This window comes from Nonomuraea sp. NPDC050790 (genome assembly GCF_044456745.1).
Classification (GTDB): Bacteria; Actinomycetota; Actinomycetes; order Streptosporangiales; family Streptosporangiaceae; genus Nonomuraea.
This window is the reverse complement of the sequence record NZ_JBITGF010000001.1, coordinates 854,378-868,330: the sequence shown is the minus strand read 5'-3', so window position 1 is coordinate 868,330 and position 13,953 is coordinate 854,378. Positions and strand designations below refer to the sequence as shown.

Genomic DNA, 13,953 nt, shown 5'->3' with positions numbered 1-13,953 from the left:
AGCCTCTCTACCAGAGGTTCGCGCCACGCGCCACGCCGCCGCGCGGTGAAATTACTGGGAAATACTGGAACTCCTGCTACCCTCGCGCCATGAGTGACCGGCTGGACGAGCTGGAGAGGCGCATCGACGAACTCCGCGCCGGCGTGCGCCGCGCCATGCGCGCCCGCGACACGGTCACCGCCCGGGCCCTGCGCGCCGACCTGCGCGCCGCGGAACGCACCTGGGACTCCCTGGTCAGCGCCCCCGTCCAGACCCCCGGCGGCGGTAGACGACCCGGCGCCACCACCGTGCGCGAGCGGGTCCACCAGGCACTCGACGCGCTCGCCGCGCCCGCCCAGCCCCGGCTGATCGTGGCCGTCAGCGAGGCGTTCTTCGCGGGCGGGCTGCGCTCGGCCCAGCTCACCAGCATCCGCCGCGACGAGGAACGTTCCTTCCGCTCCAGCCCGTACGGCCGGCCGTACTACCTGTGCGCCGCCCTGACCGACCGCCTCTCCCCCGCCCGCGGCCTGCTCACGCTGAGCACCTGGCCACTGGAACGCCGGGTGGTCGGGCCGCTCAGCCCGAGGGTCGACTTCCTGACCTGCGCGGCGGCGGTGGCCGAGCGGGTCACCCGCAGCGCGGGCCCCTCACCGGAGGCGCTGCGCCTGGTGGCCAGGATGGGGCGCAACATCCCCGGCGGCGAGCTGGTCGAGCTGGGCAAGGACGTCGACCCCTGCCGCGTGGCGGAGATGGCGCTGGCGGAGCTGGCCGTACACCTGGATCGGGACACGCGCGACCGGGCGGAGCTGGCGGCCCGCGCGCGCGAGCAACTGGACGACCCCGCGCGGCTGTTCGGCGCCGCGCTCCTGAGCGCCGCCGACGTCGGCGCCCTCGGCAAGGAAGGGATCACGGCGTGAGACGGATCGACGCGCTGCGCGGGACGACACCGCCGAAACCGCACGACGCACGGGCGATCGCGGCGCTGGCCGCGAACCCGGGTTGCGCGCGCCGGGCGCTCATGGACGGCGCGGGGGTGGACAAGGACGCCGCCGCGCGGCATCTGGGCTTCCCCGCGCCGTTCGGGCAGTCGCCGTTCGCGATCACCCGCGGCAACCAGTTCGAGGCGCTGGTGAAGTCCGACGGCTGCGCCGAGCTGCTGCGGATGCTGCGCGAGCTGCTGGAGCTGCCGATCGCCGAGGTGGCCTACCACGACGTGGAGAACGTGGGCGCGCACCTGCGCCACGCCCACACCCGCGCGCTGTTCGACCGGGCGGCCAGGGGGGAGCACGACGCGGGCACGCTCTACGACCACCCGCTGCTGAGCCTCGACATCGCCGGGAACACCGCCTACCTGGAGCCGGACGTGGTCGCCTTCCAGCTTGCGGGCCGCTTCCACATCGTGGAGATCAAGTCGTTCGCGATCGTGGACGGCCAGGCCGACCCCGCCGCGGTCGCGGCGGCGGCGCGGCAGGCGGCCGTGTACGTGCTGGCGCTGCGCACGATGCTGGCGGACCTCGGCCACGACCCGCTGACCGTGGCCCACGACGTGGTCCTGGTCTGCCCGGAGAACTTCGCCAACCGCCCCGTCGCGACGCTGGTGGACGTGCGCAGGCAGCTCGCGGTGCTGCGCAGGCAGCTCACCAGGATGACCACGCTCGACCGGCTCCTCGCGGAACTGCCGCAGGAGCTCACCTTCGACCTGGAGCCCGGCGAGGACGGCCTGCCGCTGCGCCGCGCCGCCGACCTCGCCGACGCGCTGCGCACGGTCTCCGCCCGCTACGCCCCCGACTGCCTGTCCACCTGCGACCTGTGCTTCTTCTGCCGGGACGAGGCCCGCCAGGAGGGCGCCTCCGACCTGCTCGGCCGCAACGTCCGCGACGAGCTGGGCGGGGTGGCGAGCGTGGAGGAGGCGCTCGGCCTGGCCGACGGCACCCGGGCCCCGCGCGAGGGGCAGGAGGAGATCGCCCGCCTGCTGCGCGGCGCCGAGCGGTTGCGCCAGGACTGCCTCGCATGAGTCTCCTGACGTCCCTGGCCAAGCTGCGCGCCCTGCAGGAGGGGCGGGCGCAGCCGATCGCGACGGTACGGCACTGCCACCTGGCGCAGCGGCCGATGGTGTTCATCCCGCTGAAGCTGTCGGGCGAGGCCGCCGCGCCGCTGGCCGCGATGCTCGGCGCCGACCGGCAGGCGCCCCACCTGCTCGTGGTGACCCAGCCGCGCAACAGGGACCTGCGCTTCGCCTTCACCGCGGAGCTGGCCGGGCTGCTGCTGCCGTACCTGGAGAGCTTCCTGGCCGACACCGAGACCGTCGAGCGCAAGAACGCCGACCCCTACGAGCGCGCGCTCGACGCGCCGCAGTTGCTGCTGCCCAACCGCGCGGGCGTGGCGTTCACGGCGCTGCTGGGCCGTTCGACCCGCTTTCGCCGCACCGACGGCCCCTACCCGGTGCCGGAGGGCGTGCCGCTGCTGGGCCGCTGGCTGACCTACCTGGCCGAGCGCGCCGCCTACCCGGGCTCGTCGCTGACGCTGGCCGCGACCGAGGAGCTGGGCAGGCACTGGGCCAGCGGGCAGAGCGCGCTGGAGGACGCGAACCTGGCCGCGCTGACGGCGTGGGTCGAGGGCCGGCCCTCCGACGAGTCCGAGGACCCGCTCGTCTGGCCGCCCGCCGGGCCCGCCACCGACCCCGGGTTCGACTCCGAGGTGCTCGCGCCCGCCATCGAGGACGGCTCGGCCGAGCGCATCACCGAGGCCCTGCGCACCCAGCTCGAACCCACCTGGCGGCTGATGTGGCGGGCCCACGACCTGCTGCGCGAGCTGCCCGAGGGCGCGAGCGTGGCGCAGCGCTGGGAGCTGGACCGCGGCTCGTTCAGCGGCTTCGCCGGCCAGATCGCCGACGGCGGCCCGCCACAGGCCCGCCGCGACGGCGCGGTCGCCGCCGCCTCCCGCCTGTCGCGCATGGAGCGCGCCCAGGCCTCCTACGACGTCCAGCGCGCCTACGACGACCCGCTGATCATGGCCGACCACCGGCTGTCCGGCGAGGCGTTCGCCGGCGAGGTGGTGCAGACCGAGCCGGACAACTTCGAGGGCGAGGGCCGCTCGCGCAAGCTGCGCCCGCTCGTGGTGGTCAAGACCGACGACCAGGTACGGCTGCCGCCCGGCAGCACCCTGGGCACCCCGCAGCGCAGGGGCCAGGGCGCCGAGCTGGTCGCGGCCGAGGGCGGCCTGGTCACCCTGAAGATCACCAAGGGCATGGGCAGGGGCAAGACCCCCGCCCCCGGCGCGGTCCCCGAGATCGGCGAGCGGGTCTGCTACACCACGCTGACCGACGACTTCCAGGGCGCCGCGACGCTGCCAGAGCCCGAGGCGACCCCGTGGACGCACGGCGGCCCCCCGATGGAGTACGTGCCCAACGATGACGACGCCAGGGAGGCGTGGGAGTGAGCCCCGAGGAGGTCATCCAGAACGTCCTGGCCGACCTGCCCAAGCACCGCGGCGTCGTGGTCGACTCCCCGCCCGGTGCGGGAAAGTCGACGCTCGTGGTGCGGGCCGCCGCCCACCTGGCCGCCACCGGCGAGCCGCTGATGATCGTCGCCCAGACCAACGAGCAGGTCGACGACCTGGTCGCCCGCATCAGCGACAAGCACCCCCGGCTGACCGTGGGACGGCTGTCGGCCAGCGGGTACGTGGCGCCGCGCCGGCTGCTCGACCTGCCCGGGGTCACTGTCGGCACCCGCATCCAGGACCTGGGCGACCCGGACATCGTGCTGGCCACCTCCGACAAGTGGGCGTGGATCTCCGGGCGCACCTGGCCGTGGGCGATCGTGGACGAGGCGTACCAGATGCGCTCGGACAAGCTGCTGCGCATCGCCGGGCTGTTCGAGCGGGCGCTGTTCGTGGGCGATCCGGGCCAGCTCGACCCGTTCTCGATCGTGGAGGCCGACCGCTGGTCGGGGCTGTCGTGGGATCCGCTGCAGAGCGCGGTGTCGGTGCTGCTGCGCCACAACGGCGACCTGCCGGTGCACCGGCTGCCGGTCTCGTGGCGGCTGCCGGCCTCGGCGGCGCCGGTCGTGTCGCGGGCCTTCTACCCGTTCACGGGCTTCACCTCCGGCACCGGGCCGGGTGAGCGGCGGCTGGAGCTGAGCACCGGCGGGCTCGGGACCGTGCACGACCGGGCGCTGGAGGAGGCGGCGCGCTCGGGGTGGTCGCTGCTGGAGCTGCCCAACCGGCACACGGTCCGCACCGACGGCGAGGCCGTTCAGGCGGTGGCGATGCTGGCGGCTCGGCTGCTGCAGCGAGGCGCGGTGGCGGGCTCGGAGCAGGGCGAGCGGCCGGTGACGGCCGAGCGCATCGCGGTCGGCGCGGCCCACCGCGACCAGGTGGCGGCGATCAGGAACGCGGGGCTGCCGGCGGAGATCACCGTGGACACCGCCAACCGGCTGCAGGGCCGCGAGTACGACGTGACGATCGTGCTGCACCCGCTGTCGGGGCGGCGCGACGCGACCGCCTTCCACCTGGAGTCGGGACGGCTGTGCGTGCTGGCCTCACGGCATCGGCACGCGTGCGTGGTGGTGGCGCGGGCGGGCATCGCGGAGCTGCTGGACGCCCATCCGTCGGCCGAGCCGGTACAACTGGGCGTGCCGGTGAAGTTCCCCGACGGGTGGGAGGCCAACCAGTCGGTGCTGGAGCACCTGGCCGCCCACCGGATCCGCGCGTAGCCGTGGCGTCGGGCCTGGCCGGGGTCCGGACCCCGGCTCGCCAGGTCGGGGCGGGTTTCAGACGCGGCCGCGCCAGACGTCGATGACCAGGACCGGGCGCATGCCGGCCGAGGTGTAGAGGCCGAGGGCCGGGGTGGTGTTGTTGGAGTCGACGTGCAGGATCGTGCCCTTCCTGCCGCGGGCGGCGTCGGCGGCGAACGCCTGGAGCAGCAGGTGGCGTCCCAGGCCGCGGCCACGGTAGGCGGGCAGGGTGGCGAGGGTGCCGACGTAGCCGCAGTCCTCGTCGGGGACGAAGGCGTTGTTGGCCTGGAGCATGGCGGCGGGCTCGCCGTCGATCCTGGCCAGGATGAGCTGCGACCAGTCGTTGACGCTCTGGGCCGTGCGCCGCTCGTACCAGGCGTCGTAGCCGATCTTGACGAAGCCGAAGTGGTCGGCGAAGCCCTCCTGGTGGACGAGGTGGGCTTGGCGGCGTACCTCCTCGTCCTCGCCGGTGTGGAGGGTGAGGCCGGGCAGCGGATCGGGGGCCGCGGGCGGGGTGGTGAAGTCGATGCGCATGCGGTGGAAGCTGGTGGCCGGGCGCAGGCCCTTCGCGCGGGCCTCCTCCCGCTTGGCCTCGTCGGCGCGGTAGACGCCGATGTCGACGGTGGCGCCGTCGTGGCCGAGCTCGGCGGCGATCTCCCTGGCCCGGCCGAGCACCAGGGCCCACAGGCCCGCCGACAGTCCTTCGGTGCCGGGGCGTACCAGGACCTCGACGTCGACGTTGTCGCTGTCGCCCTTGCGGCAGGCCCATGCCCACCCGACCGCGCGTCCGCCGGAGTCCACCGCCAGCCAGCCGTCCCTGTCGCGGTCGAATTCGGGTTCGGCCAGCTCGTCGGCGATGTCCTCCAGCGTGGTGTCGACGTGGCCGAGCACCGCCAGGTCGCAGGCGGAGACGAGGTCGTGGATGGCGGCGGCGTCCTCGACCTGCGGGCGCCGGATCCGATGGGTGTTCATGTTGGAGATTGTCCCGATCTAGCGGGTTATCCGCCTCCGATTTTCTCGCCGTCGTAGGCTGGTCACGTGCTCGACAAGACCCCGCTGCGCGTCGAGGTCGCCACCCCTGTCCCGGGCACCGTCAGGCTCTCGCTGACCGGCGACCTCGCCTTCGACACTGCGGCAAAACTCTCCGGGCTGGTCTTCGATCCCGGCTATCGCCGGCTCGACCTTGACCTGGCCGGGATCTCCTTCATCGACTCCTCCGGCCTGGCCGCGCTCGTCCGCCTCCACCAGCAGGCCGAGGCGGAGGGCGCGGCCCTGCGGCTGGTCGCGGCCAGCCCGCACCTGCGCCGGCTGCTCAAGGTGACCGCGCTCGACCAGTTGTTCAGGCTCCCTTGAGCGACTGCTCGGGCTCGGCCGCGGGCTCCGGCGCGCCGCCGCGCAGCGGGATCTCCTTGATGAACAACGCCAGCACCGGCACCACGACCGCGATCGGGATGGCCCACCAGAAGATGGTCGAGGTGGCGCCGGCCAGCGACTCCAGCAGGCCGGCACGCTGACCCTGCCCCATCGCGGCCAACGTGCCCGGGTCCATCCGGCCGCCGCCCCCGGCCAGGCGCGCGGCCTCCTCGGGCCCGAGGCGTTCGGTCAGGCCGGACAGCAGGTGGTTGTTGAAGATCGCGCCGAACAGCGAGACGCCGAACGAGCCGCCGATGGAGCGGAAGAACGTCGAGGTGCTGGAGGCGACGCCGAGGTCGCGCTGCTCGACGCTGTTCTGGGCGATGAGCATCGTGGTCTGCATGAGGAAGCCCATGCCGGCGCCGAGCACCCCGATGAACAGGGCGGTGTGCCACTCCGGGGTGCTCACGCCCATGAGCGAGAGCAGCCACATGCCGAGCGCCATGCCGACGCCGCCGATGATCGGGTAGATCTTGTACTTGCCGGTGGAGGTGATGGCCTTGCCCACGAAGATCGAGATGACCATCGCGGCGCCCATCATCGGCAGCAGGAGCAGGCCGGAGTTGGTGGCCGAGGCGCCCTGGACGGTCTGCTGGTAGAGCGGCAGGAAGTTGATCGCGCCGAACATCGCGAAGCCCAGCAGGAAGCCGATGATCGAGATCAGGGTGAAGTTGCGGTTGCGGAAGAGCTGCAGCGGCATGATCGGCTCGGCGGCGCGGCGCTCGATCGGGATGAACGCGGCCAGCGTCACGACGGCCAGCGCGGCCAGGCCGAGGATCTGCGGGGAGTTCCAGGCGTACTGGCCGCCGCCCCAGGCGGTGATGAGCACCATCGCGGTGATGCTGATCGACAGCAGGATCGCGCCCAGCCAGTCGATGCGCACCTGGTTGACGTGCTTGGGCAGCTTGAGCTTGACCGCGAGCCAGGCCAGGGCGAGGCCGCCGACGGGCAGGTTCACGTAGAAGGCCCAGCGCCAGTCGAGGTGGTCGGTGATGAAGCCGCCGACGAGCGGTCCGGCGATCATCGCCAGCGACATGACGCCCGCGGTGATGCCCTGGTAGTGGCCGCGCTCGCGCGGCGGGACGAGGTCGCCGATGATGGCCATCACGTTGACCATGAGGCCGCCGGCGCCCAGGCCCTGGATCGCGCGGAAGGCGATGAGCTCCATCATGCCGCCCTCGGGGCCGCCGAGCAGCTCCGATCCGGCCATGCCGCAGAGCACCGAGCCGATCATGAAGATGACGATGGAGATCATGAAGATGGTCTTGCGGCCGTACAGGTCGCCGATCTTGCCCCAGATCGGGGTGGAGACGGTGGTGCCCAGCACGTAGGCGGTGACGACCCAGGACAGGTGGGTGACGCCGCCCAGTTCGCCGACGATGCGCGGCATCGCCGTACCCACGATCATGTTGTCGAGCATCGCCAGGACCATCGCGAGCATCAGGCCAGGGAGGACGACCATGACTTCGCGCCGTCTTTCCACGGTTACACCCCCAGTTTTGGATCTTACTTACTTGCCGACCGGCAAGCTTAGACTAAACTACGTCAGTAATCCTTCGAAATAGGTGCACATTGCGGGAAGACACCCGATCGCGGATCCAGCAGATCGCCCTCAGGCTCTTCACCGAGCAGGGGTACGAGGCGACCTCCCTGCGGGAGATCGCCGAGGAGCTCGGCGTCACCAAGGCCGCGCTCTACTACCACTTCAAGACGAAGGACGACATCGTCGCGAGCCTCGCCGACGACCGGGTGGCCGAGATCGAGGAGCTGCTGGACTGGCTGCGGAGCCAGCCGCGCACGCCCGAGACGCGGCGCGAGCTGATCATCCGCTACGCCGAGCGCCTCGACCGGCCGCGCCAGGCCGAGCTCGCCCGCTTCCTCGAACGCAACCAGACCGCGCTGCGCGACCACCCGAAGATCCTGCGGATGCGCGAGAAGATGCTGGAGGTGGTGGCCGAGCTCGTCGAGCCCGGCGACCCGCTGACCACCAGGCTCAGGCGCACGCTGGCGATGTTCAGCCTGCACGCGGGCCTGTGGCTGACCCAGGACGTGGACGCCAGTCCCGAGGAGCGCAGGAAGGCCACGCTGGAGGTGGCGATCAGCCTCCTGGAACCATAGGGACGCATAACCACTGGTGTTCCGGGCATGGTGCGGCCATGGAGGCGACCATCGCGCTGAGACTGCCCAGAGACGCTGCGAGCGTGCCGCTCATCCGCCAGATGTTCGACGGAACGCTCCGATCTCTCGGCGTCGTGCCGCAGATCAGGGATGACATCGAGCTCATGCTGAGCGAGGCGTGCACCAACGTCGTACGGCACGCCGCGCCAAGCGACGAGTACACCGTGACCGCCGGCGTCCACGACGACCTGTGTGTGATCAAGGTCGTGGACACCGGCGGAGGCTTCGACCCCAACCGGGTCCGCGAGCCCTTGGAGAGCGCGGAGAGCGGACGGGGGCTGCTCATCATGCGCGCTCTGGCCGACGACGTGCGTTTCACCAACCGGCAGGAGAACGGCGCGGTCGTGTCGCTGGAGAAGCGGCTGCGCTTCGAGGCCGGGGCGGCCGGGCTGTCCCTGTGACCTTTCCGAAGAAGGTCCGGGTCAGCCCAGCCTGGCCATGACGCCGAGCACGACGAGGGTGACCGCGGAGATGGCCAGAACGGCCAGGTAGCACAGGAGGAGGGTGATCGTCAGGGAGGCGGCCATGCCGAGCATCGTCAACATGGCACCATGACATGCCCGGTATAGAGCGCTTTATGCGTTTGTGCGTACGGCGCGGCTGGGGAGCAGGTCCAGGCGGCGCAGGATGACCCCCTCACGCAGCGCCCACGGGCAGACCTCCAGGCGATCCACCTCGAACAGGTCCATCGTGGCGTCGGCCACGATGGCGCCCGCCGCGAGCTGCGCCGCCCGGCCCTCCGAGACGCCGGGGAGCTGGCGGCGGGCGGCGGAATCCATGGTGGTCAGCTTGACCGCCCAGTCGGCCAGCGCCTCCCTGGTCAGGGAGCGTGACACGTAGGGGCCGTCGCCGGAGGGGGCGCCGCCGGCGATCCTGGCCAGTTGCTTGAACGTCTTGCTAGTGGCCACCGCCCGGTCGGGCTGGCCGTAGCGGACGATGTCGCCGACCGTGCGGGCGATCTCGGCGCGTACGTGCCTGCGGAGCTTGCGGACCTCGGCGGGGGGCGGCGGGTCGCCGGTGAACCAGTCGCGGGTCAGCCGCCCGGCGCCCAGCGGCAGCGAGACCGCCACGTCGGGCTCCTCGTCCACGCCCCCGGCCAGCTCCAGCGAGCCGCCGCCGATGTCGAAGGCGAGCAGGCGGCCCGACGACCAGCCGAACCAGCGGCGCACCGCGAGGAAGGTGAGCCGGGCCTCGTCCTGGCCGTTGAGCATCTGGATGTTGACGCCGCAGCGCGCGTCGATCTCGGCGAGCACCTGCTCGCCGTTGGCGGCGTCGCGCACGGCGGAGGTGGCGAAGGCCAGGAAGTCCTCCACCCCCTTGTCCTCGGCGATCTGCAGGGCTTCTTCGACGAAGGCGCCGAGCCGTTCGACGCCCTTGGCCGAGAGCATGTCGCCCTTGGTCAGGTGCTCCGACAGGCGCAGCTCTTCCTTGTGGGAGTAGGCGGGGATGGGACGCGCGCCGCGGTGGGCGTCCACGACGAGGAGATGGACGGTATTGGAGCCGATGTCCAGAACGCCGAGTCGCATGGCTGGAACGCTACCGGTCCACGCGGCCTTACGGCGAAGCGGAGGCGGAAGTGATCGGATCGATGACCGCGTGATCGTCTCGCCCTGCTCTCCCGCCCCGGCTCCCCCGGGGGAATCTGGGGCTACCCTGCCTAGGAAACCGGGACGGGCGAAGGGGTAGAGGTGGAGTCGTGCTGCGGGCCCAGCAGGGATGCTGAGGCGGTGCCGTACCAGATCGAGGTGACGCCCAGGCGGCAGGCGCCGCGCGGGATGGTGCGGGTCCCCGGCGGGCCGTTCCTGATGGGCGGGGACGACGCGGACGGGCGGCCGGAGGACGGCGAGGGGCCCGTGCGCGAGGTGCGGGTGGAGGCGTTCCTCATCGACCCGGTGTGCGTGACCAACGCGCAGTTCGCGACGTTCGTGAAGGAGACCGGGTACGTCACCGAGGCCGAGGTCATCGGATGGTCGTTCGTGTTCCGTCCCTTCGCCACCGGCGGGATCATGGACGCCTCGGTGCCGCAGGCGCCCTGGTGGGCCGGGGTCGAGGGTGCCGCCTGGCGCACGCCGGAGGGTCCGGGCTCGACCGTCGGCGACCGGCAGAACCATCCCGTCGTCCACGTGTCGTGGAACGACGCCAACGCCTACGCCACCTGGGCCGGCAAGCGGCTGCCGACCGAGGCCGAATGGGAGAAGGCCGCCCGCGGCGGGCTGGAGCGGGCGAAGTACCCGTGGGGGGACGAGCTCTCCCCCAAGGGGCGCCGCCGGTGCAACATCTGGGAGGGCCCCTTCCCGAGCGCGCGGAGCAAAGGCACCGTGCCGGTGAAAACCTTCCAGCCGAACGGTTACGGGCTCTACAACGTCTCGGGCAACGTGTGGGAGTGGACGGCCGACTGGTGGGGCACCTCATGGCAGGATCTCGCGGAAAATCCCACAGGTCCGGAGGCGGGCACCGCTAAGGTCATTCGCGGGGGTTCGTACATGTGCCACGACTCCTACTGCAACCGCTACCGGGTCGCCGCGCGCACCATGAACACGCCGGACTCCTCAACGGGGCACACCGGTTTCCGCTGTGCGGCAATACTCTGATCGCATGGCACGAACCCTGCGACTCCTGATCACCGGTGGCGGCACCGGCGGTCACACGTACCCGGCCCTCACCACCCTGGGCGCGGTGCAACGGCGGCGGTTGCCGCACGACGTGCTCTGGGTGGGCACCGCCAACGGCCTGGAGGCCAGGATCACCGCCGAGCACGGGATCCCGTTCAAGGCGATCACGACGGGCAAGCTGCGCCGCCGTCCCAACCTGCGCGAGCTGGGCACCAACATCGCCGACGTCTTCCGCATCCCCGTGGGCGTCGCGCAGGCGGTCGGGCACGCCGCCAGATACCTGCCCGACGTGGTGCTGTCGACCGGCGGCTACGTCGCGGTGCCGATCGGGGTGGCGGCCAAGCTGATCCGCCGCCCGCTGGTCATGCACGAGCAGACGACCGTGGTCGGCCTCGCCAACCGCATCCTGTCCAGGCTCGCCACCCGGATCGCGCTCTCGCACGAGTCGTCGCTGGACTACCTGCCCGCCTCCACCCGCTCCAAGGCGGTCGTGACCGGCAACCCGGTCCGCCCCGAGCTGCTGCGCGGCGACCGCGCCGCCGCCTACGACCACTTCGGGCTGACCTTCGAGGTCCCGCTCATCTACGTCACCGGCGGCGCCCAGGGCAGCAAGCAGATCAACACGCTGATCGCGGAGAGCCTGCCGGTGCTGCTGCGGCACGCGCAGATCGTGCACCAGTGCGGCCCGGCGTGGATCGAGCAGATGCGGGCCGTGCCGCTGCCGCCCGAGCTGGCCGACCGCTACCACCCCGTGCCGTACGTCGGCGCGGAGCTGCCCGACCTGTTCGCCGCCGCCGACGTGGTCGTGGCGCGCAGCGGCGCGGGGACGGTCTCCGAGCTGACCGCCGTGGGCAAGCCCGCGGTGCTCGTCCCGCTCATCCCGACCGGGGGCGACGAGCAGCGCAAGAACGCCTCCTACCTGGCCTCCTCCGGGGCCGCCCGCGCGCTGCTTGAGCCGCGGCCGACCGCCGACATGCTGCTGGCCGAGCTGATGCCGATGCTGGCCGACCCGGCGCTGCGGGCGGCGATGGCGGAGGCGGCGCGCAAGCTGGGGCGGGTGGACGCCGCCGACGCGCTGGCCGACGTGCTGCTGCAGGCCGCCGCGGGCGCCGGCAGGGGCTGAGCGCGGGATCAGCCGTCCCGCTCGTCCGGGTCGCGGGCGGTGCCGAGCCTCCGGTCGGCCTGCGGGCCGAGTTTCCGCTCGGCCCGCGGGTCGAGGTGGCGGAAGGCCTCGTGGGCGGAGCGCACGCTCCGCCTCAGCGCCTGCTCCAGGCTGTCCGCGTCGGCCGCCAGCCGATCGAGCTCCGGTACGGCGAAGCCGTCCGCCCCCGACTCGGCCACCAGTTCCTCGTACTGGTGCAGCCGCCCCCGCAGCTCCTCGATCTGGCCGTGGGAGCGGAAGGCCCGCTCGGCCTCGGCGACATGCCTGGCGTACCGCTCCAGCGCCTCCACCCGCGCCACGACGGCCGCCTCGCTGCTGTCGAGCGCCTTGGCCAGCGGCGCGGCGACCGCCTCGACCTCGGGCGTGAGCCCCGTGGAGACGGTCCTGCGGTGCTCGGCGCGCAGGGCGGAGAGCTTGGCCAGCAGCCGGGCGATCTCCCACTCCTCGGCCGGGAGCATGACCGCGTTGCGCACGTCGTCGAGCAGGCCCTCGGCGTTGACCCGGGAGCAGAGCACGGCCTGGATCGCCTGACCGGCCCTGCGCAGCAGCCGCTGGGAGGACTCGTCGAGCTCCGCGACCAGGACGTAGCGGCCCTCGTACCAGCGGGCCTGCTCGAACAGCTCCCGCTGCCCGCTCTCCCGCTCGTCTTCCACGGGGGTGAGGTCGCGGCGGACGATCCCGGTCACCAGAATGATCACGGCGGTGACGGCGAGCGCGAACCCGAAGCCGTCGAAGCCGGAGTGGATGATTGTGACGGCCAGCACGAGCGCCAGGGCCGCCCCCAGGCTGAGATGTGTCCGCCAATCGGAACCGGGCCCCGCCGCGGCCCGTGGCGGGGGCGTCCATCCGCGGCGGATCCTGGCCAGCAGCGGCCCGTGGCGGCGTAACAGGTTGGCGTCATGGTCCGGCACGTCCGGAGCTACGATGACATCGGCCATCGGATCATCTTTCCAGGTGACGAAACGCCTCGTGTGCCGAGCTGACGCTGTCGCGCAGGGCCTGTTCCAGCCGGCCCGCGTCGTCGGCCAGCTCGGTCAGCTCGGGGACCGCGTGCCCGTCGGCGCCCGACTCGGCCAGCAGTTCCTCGTAGCGGGGCAGCTTGGCGGTCAGCCGTTCGATCTGGCTGCGGGCGCGGAAGGCGCGCTCGGCGTCGCGCACGTGCCCGGCGTAGCGTTCCAGCGCCTCGACGCGGTCGATCACCGCCCGCTCGCTGCTGCGCAGCGCCTTGGCCAGCGGTTCCGAGACCGCGAGCACCTCGGGGGTGACGCCCTCGGCCATGACCTCGCGGTGTTCCGAGCGCAGCTCCGACAGCTTGGCCAGCAACCGGGCGATCTCCCACTCCTGCGCGGGCAGCATGACCGCGTTGCGCGCGCCGTCCAGCAGGCCCTCGACGTTGACCCGCGACTCGGTGACGGCGTCGATGGCGGCGTGCGCGCGCAGCATGAGCGCCCGCGCCGCCTCGTCGAGGTCCTCGCGCAGCACGAAACGGCCGCCATAGCGGCGGGCGCACTCGTAGACGTCGAGCTCGGTGTCGAGCTGCTTCTCCACCTCGGCGTCGGGATTGGGCTTGAGCAGGGAGGCCAGGATGAGGAAGGAGACGCCGGTCATGATGAACGCGAACGTCGTGTAGTGGGCGGCGCGGAAGAAGGCCAGCGCCGCCACGGTCGCCGACGACGCCATGGCGATCAGGATGATCTTGTAGGTGATGCGCGCGGCCATGCTGCGCCGTTTGTGCGGCGGGACCCAGCCGCCGCGCATGCGCACGAGAAGCTTGCGGTGCTGTCGTAACAGCTCCGCCGCCTGGTCGGGAACGGTCGGATCGACAACCACTTTCGCCTGACGCCCGGGCACGTAAATGATCCTATGTAACGTTCTG

Annotated in this window: 15 protein-coding genes; 9 read left to right on the top strand and 6 right to left on the bottom strand. The window is 72.2% G+C overall.

The features are described from left to right. Nucleotides 1-89 precede the first annotated feature (89 nt). The 4 genes from ACIBEJ_RS03980 to ACIBEJ_RS03965 are packed head-to-tail and all read left to right on the top strand — an operon-like array spanning nt 90 to nt 4,691. Entirely contained in the window at nt 90-896 is an 807-nt protein-coding gene (locus tag ACIBEJ_RS03980) for a hypothetical protein (RefSeq protein WP_397181082.1), read from the top strand. Further along, entirely contained in the window at nt 893-1,993 is a 1,101-nt protein-coding gene (locus ACIBEJ_RS03975) for a hypothetical protein (RefSeq protein WP_397181081.1), read from the top strand. The genes ACIBEJ_RS03980 and ACIBEJ_RS03975 overlap by 4 nt, the downstream gene beginning before the upstream one ends. Beyond that, nucleotides 1,990-3,417 (top strand): hypothetical protein, encoded by a 1,428-nt coding sequence (locus ACIBEJ_RS03970; protein ID WP_397181080.1) that lies wholly within the window; start codon nt 1,990-1,992, stop codon nt 3,415-3,417. Before ACIBEJ_RS03975 ends, ACIBEJ_RS03970 begins: the two co-directional genes overlap by 4 nt. Next, the gene (locus ACIBEJ_RS03965) at nt 3,414-4,691 is read left to right on the top strand and encodes an AAA family ATPase (RefSeq protein ID WP_397181079.1); all 1,278 of its coding nucleotides are present in this window, start codon (nt 3,414-3,416) and stop codon (nt 4,689-4,691) included. The genes ACIBEJ_RS03970 and ACIBEJ_RS03965 overlap by 4 nt, the downstream gene beginning before the upstream one ends. A gap of 57 nt (nt 4,692-4,748) precedes the next feature. Here the strand turns inward: ACIBEJ_RS03965 and ACIBEJ_RS03960 are convergent, their stop codons facing one another. Then, nucleotides 4,749-5,684: a GNAT family N-acetyltransferase gene (locus tag ACIBEJ_RS03960; protein WP_397181078.1), complete on the bottom strand. Its 936-nt coding sequence runs from the start codon at nt 5,682-5,684 to the stop codon at nt 4,749-4,751. A gap of 66 nt (nt 5,685-5,750) precedes the next feature. Between ACIBEJ_RS03960 and ACIBEJ_RS03955 the strand changes: the two genes are divergently transcribed. Next, nucleotides 5,751-6,065, top strand: a complete 315-nt coding sequence (locus ACIBEJ_RS03955; RefSeq protein ID WP_397181077.1) for an STAS domain-containing protein — start codon at nt 5,751-5,753, stop codon at nt 6,063-6,065. On the opposite strand, the gene ACIBEJ_RS03950 is transcribed toward ACIBEJ_RS03955, so the two are convergent. Continuing rightward, on the bottom strand, nt 6,052-7,608 hold the full coding sequence (locus ACIBEJ_RS03950; RefSeq protein ID WP_397181076.1) for an MDR family MFS transporter: 1,557 nt from the start codon (nt 7,606-7,608) through the stop codon (nt 6,052-6,054). The two genes, ACIBEJ_RS03955 and ACIBEJ_RS03950, sit on opposite strands and share 14 nt — an antisense overlap. Nucleotides 7,609-7,697: 89 nt before the next feature. On the opposite strand from ACIBEJ_RS03950, the gene ACIBEJ_RS03945 reads away from it, so the two are divergent. Continuing rightward, nucleotides 7,698-8,243, top strand: a complete 546-nt coding sequence (locus tag ACIBEJ_RS03945; protein ID WP_397181075.1) for a TetR/AcrR family transcriptional regulator — start codon at nt 7,698-7,700, stop codon at nt 8,241-8,243. A gap of 38 nt (nt 8,244-8,281) precedes the next feature. Continuing rightward, nucleotides 8,282-8,704 (top strand): ATP-binding protein, encoded by a 423-nt coding sequence (locus ACIBEJ_RS03940; protein WP_397181074.1) that lies wholly within the window; start codon nt 8,282-8,284, stop codon nt 8,702-8,704. 21 nt (nt 8,705-8,725) lie between these two features. Here the strand turns inward: ACIBEJ_RS03940 and ACIBEJ_RS03935 are convergent, their stop codons facing one another. Next, on the bottom strand, nt 8,726-8,848 hold the full coding sequence (locus ACIBEJ_RS03935; RefSeq protein WP_397181073.1) for a hypothetical protein: 123 nt from the start codon (nt 8,846-8,848) through the stop codon (nt 8,726-8,728). Between the two features lie 30 nt (nt 8,849-8,878). After that, the gene (locus ACIBEJ_RS03930; RefSeq protein ID WP_397181072.1) at nt 8,879-9,829 is read right to left on the bottom strand and encodes a Ppx/GppA family phosphatase; all 951 of its coding nucleotides are present in this window, start codon (nt 9,827-9,829) and stop codon (nt 8,879-8,881) included. 249 nt (nt 9,830-10,078) lie between these two features. Here ACIBEJ_RS03930 and ACIBEJ_RS03925 point away from each other — a divergent pair, with 249 nt between their 5' ends. Together ACIBEJ_RS03925 and ACIBEJ_RS03920 are read left to right on the top strand one after the other, a co-directional pair. Beyond that, on the top strand, nt 10,079-10,894 hold the full coding sequence (locus ACIBEJ_RS03925; RefSeq protein ID WP_397181992.1) for a formylglycine-generating enzyme family protein: 816 nt from the start codon (nt 10,079-10,081) through the stop codon (nt 10,892-10,894). Between the two features lie 4 nt (nt 10,895-10,898). Beyond that, nucleotides 10,899-12,038 carry a UDP-N-acetylglucosamine--N-acetylmuramyl-(pentapeptide) pyrophosphoryl-undecaprenol N-acetylglucosamine transferase gene (locus ACIBEJ_RS03920; RefSeq protein WP_397181071.1) on the top strand — a complete coding sequence of 380 codons (1,140 nt, stop codon included), beginning with the start codon at nt 10,899-10,901 and terminating at the stop codon, nt 12,036-12,038. Nucleotides 12,039-12,046: 8 nt separating this feature from the next. Here the strand turns inward: ACIBEJ_RS03920 and ACIBEJ_RS03915 are convergent, their stop codons facing one another. Together ACIBEJ_RS03915 and ACIBEJ_RS03910 are read right to left on the bottom strand one after the other, a co-directional pair. Then, a complete protein-coding gene (locus ACIBEJ_RS03915; protein WP_397181070.1) occupies nt 12,047-13,015 on the bottom strand; it encodes a hypothetical protein in 969 nt (322 codons plus the stop codon). Nucleotides 13,016-13,019: 4 nt separating this feature from the next. Continuing rightward, entirely contained in the window at nt 13,020-13,928 is a 909-nt protein-coding gene (locus ACIBEJ_RS03910; protein ID WP_397181069.1) for a hypothetical protein, read from the bottom strand. Nucleotides 13,929-13,953 lie beyond the last annotated feature (25 nt).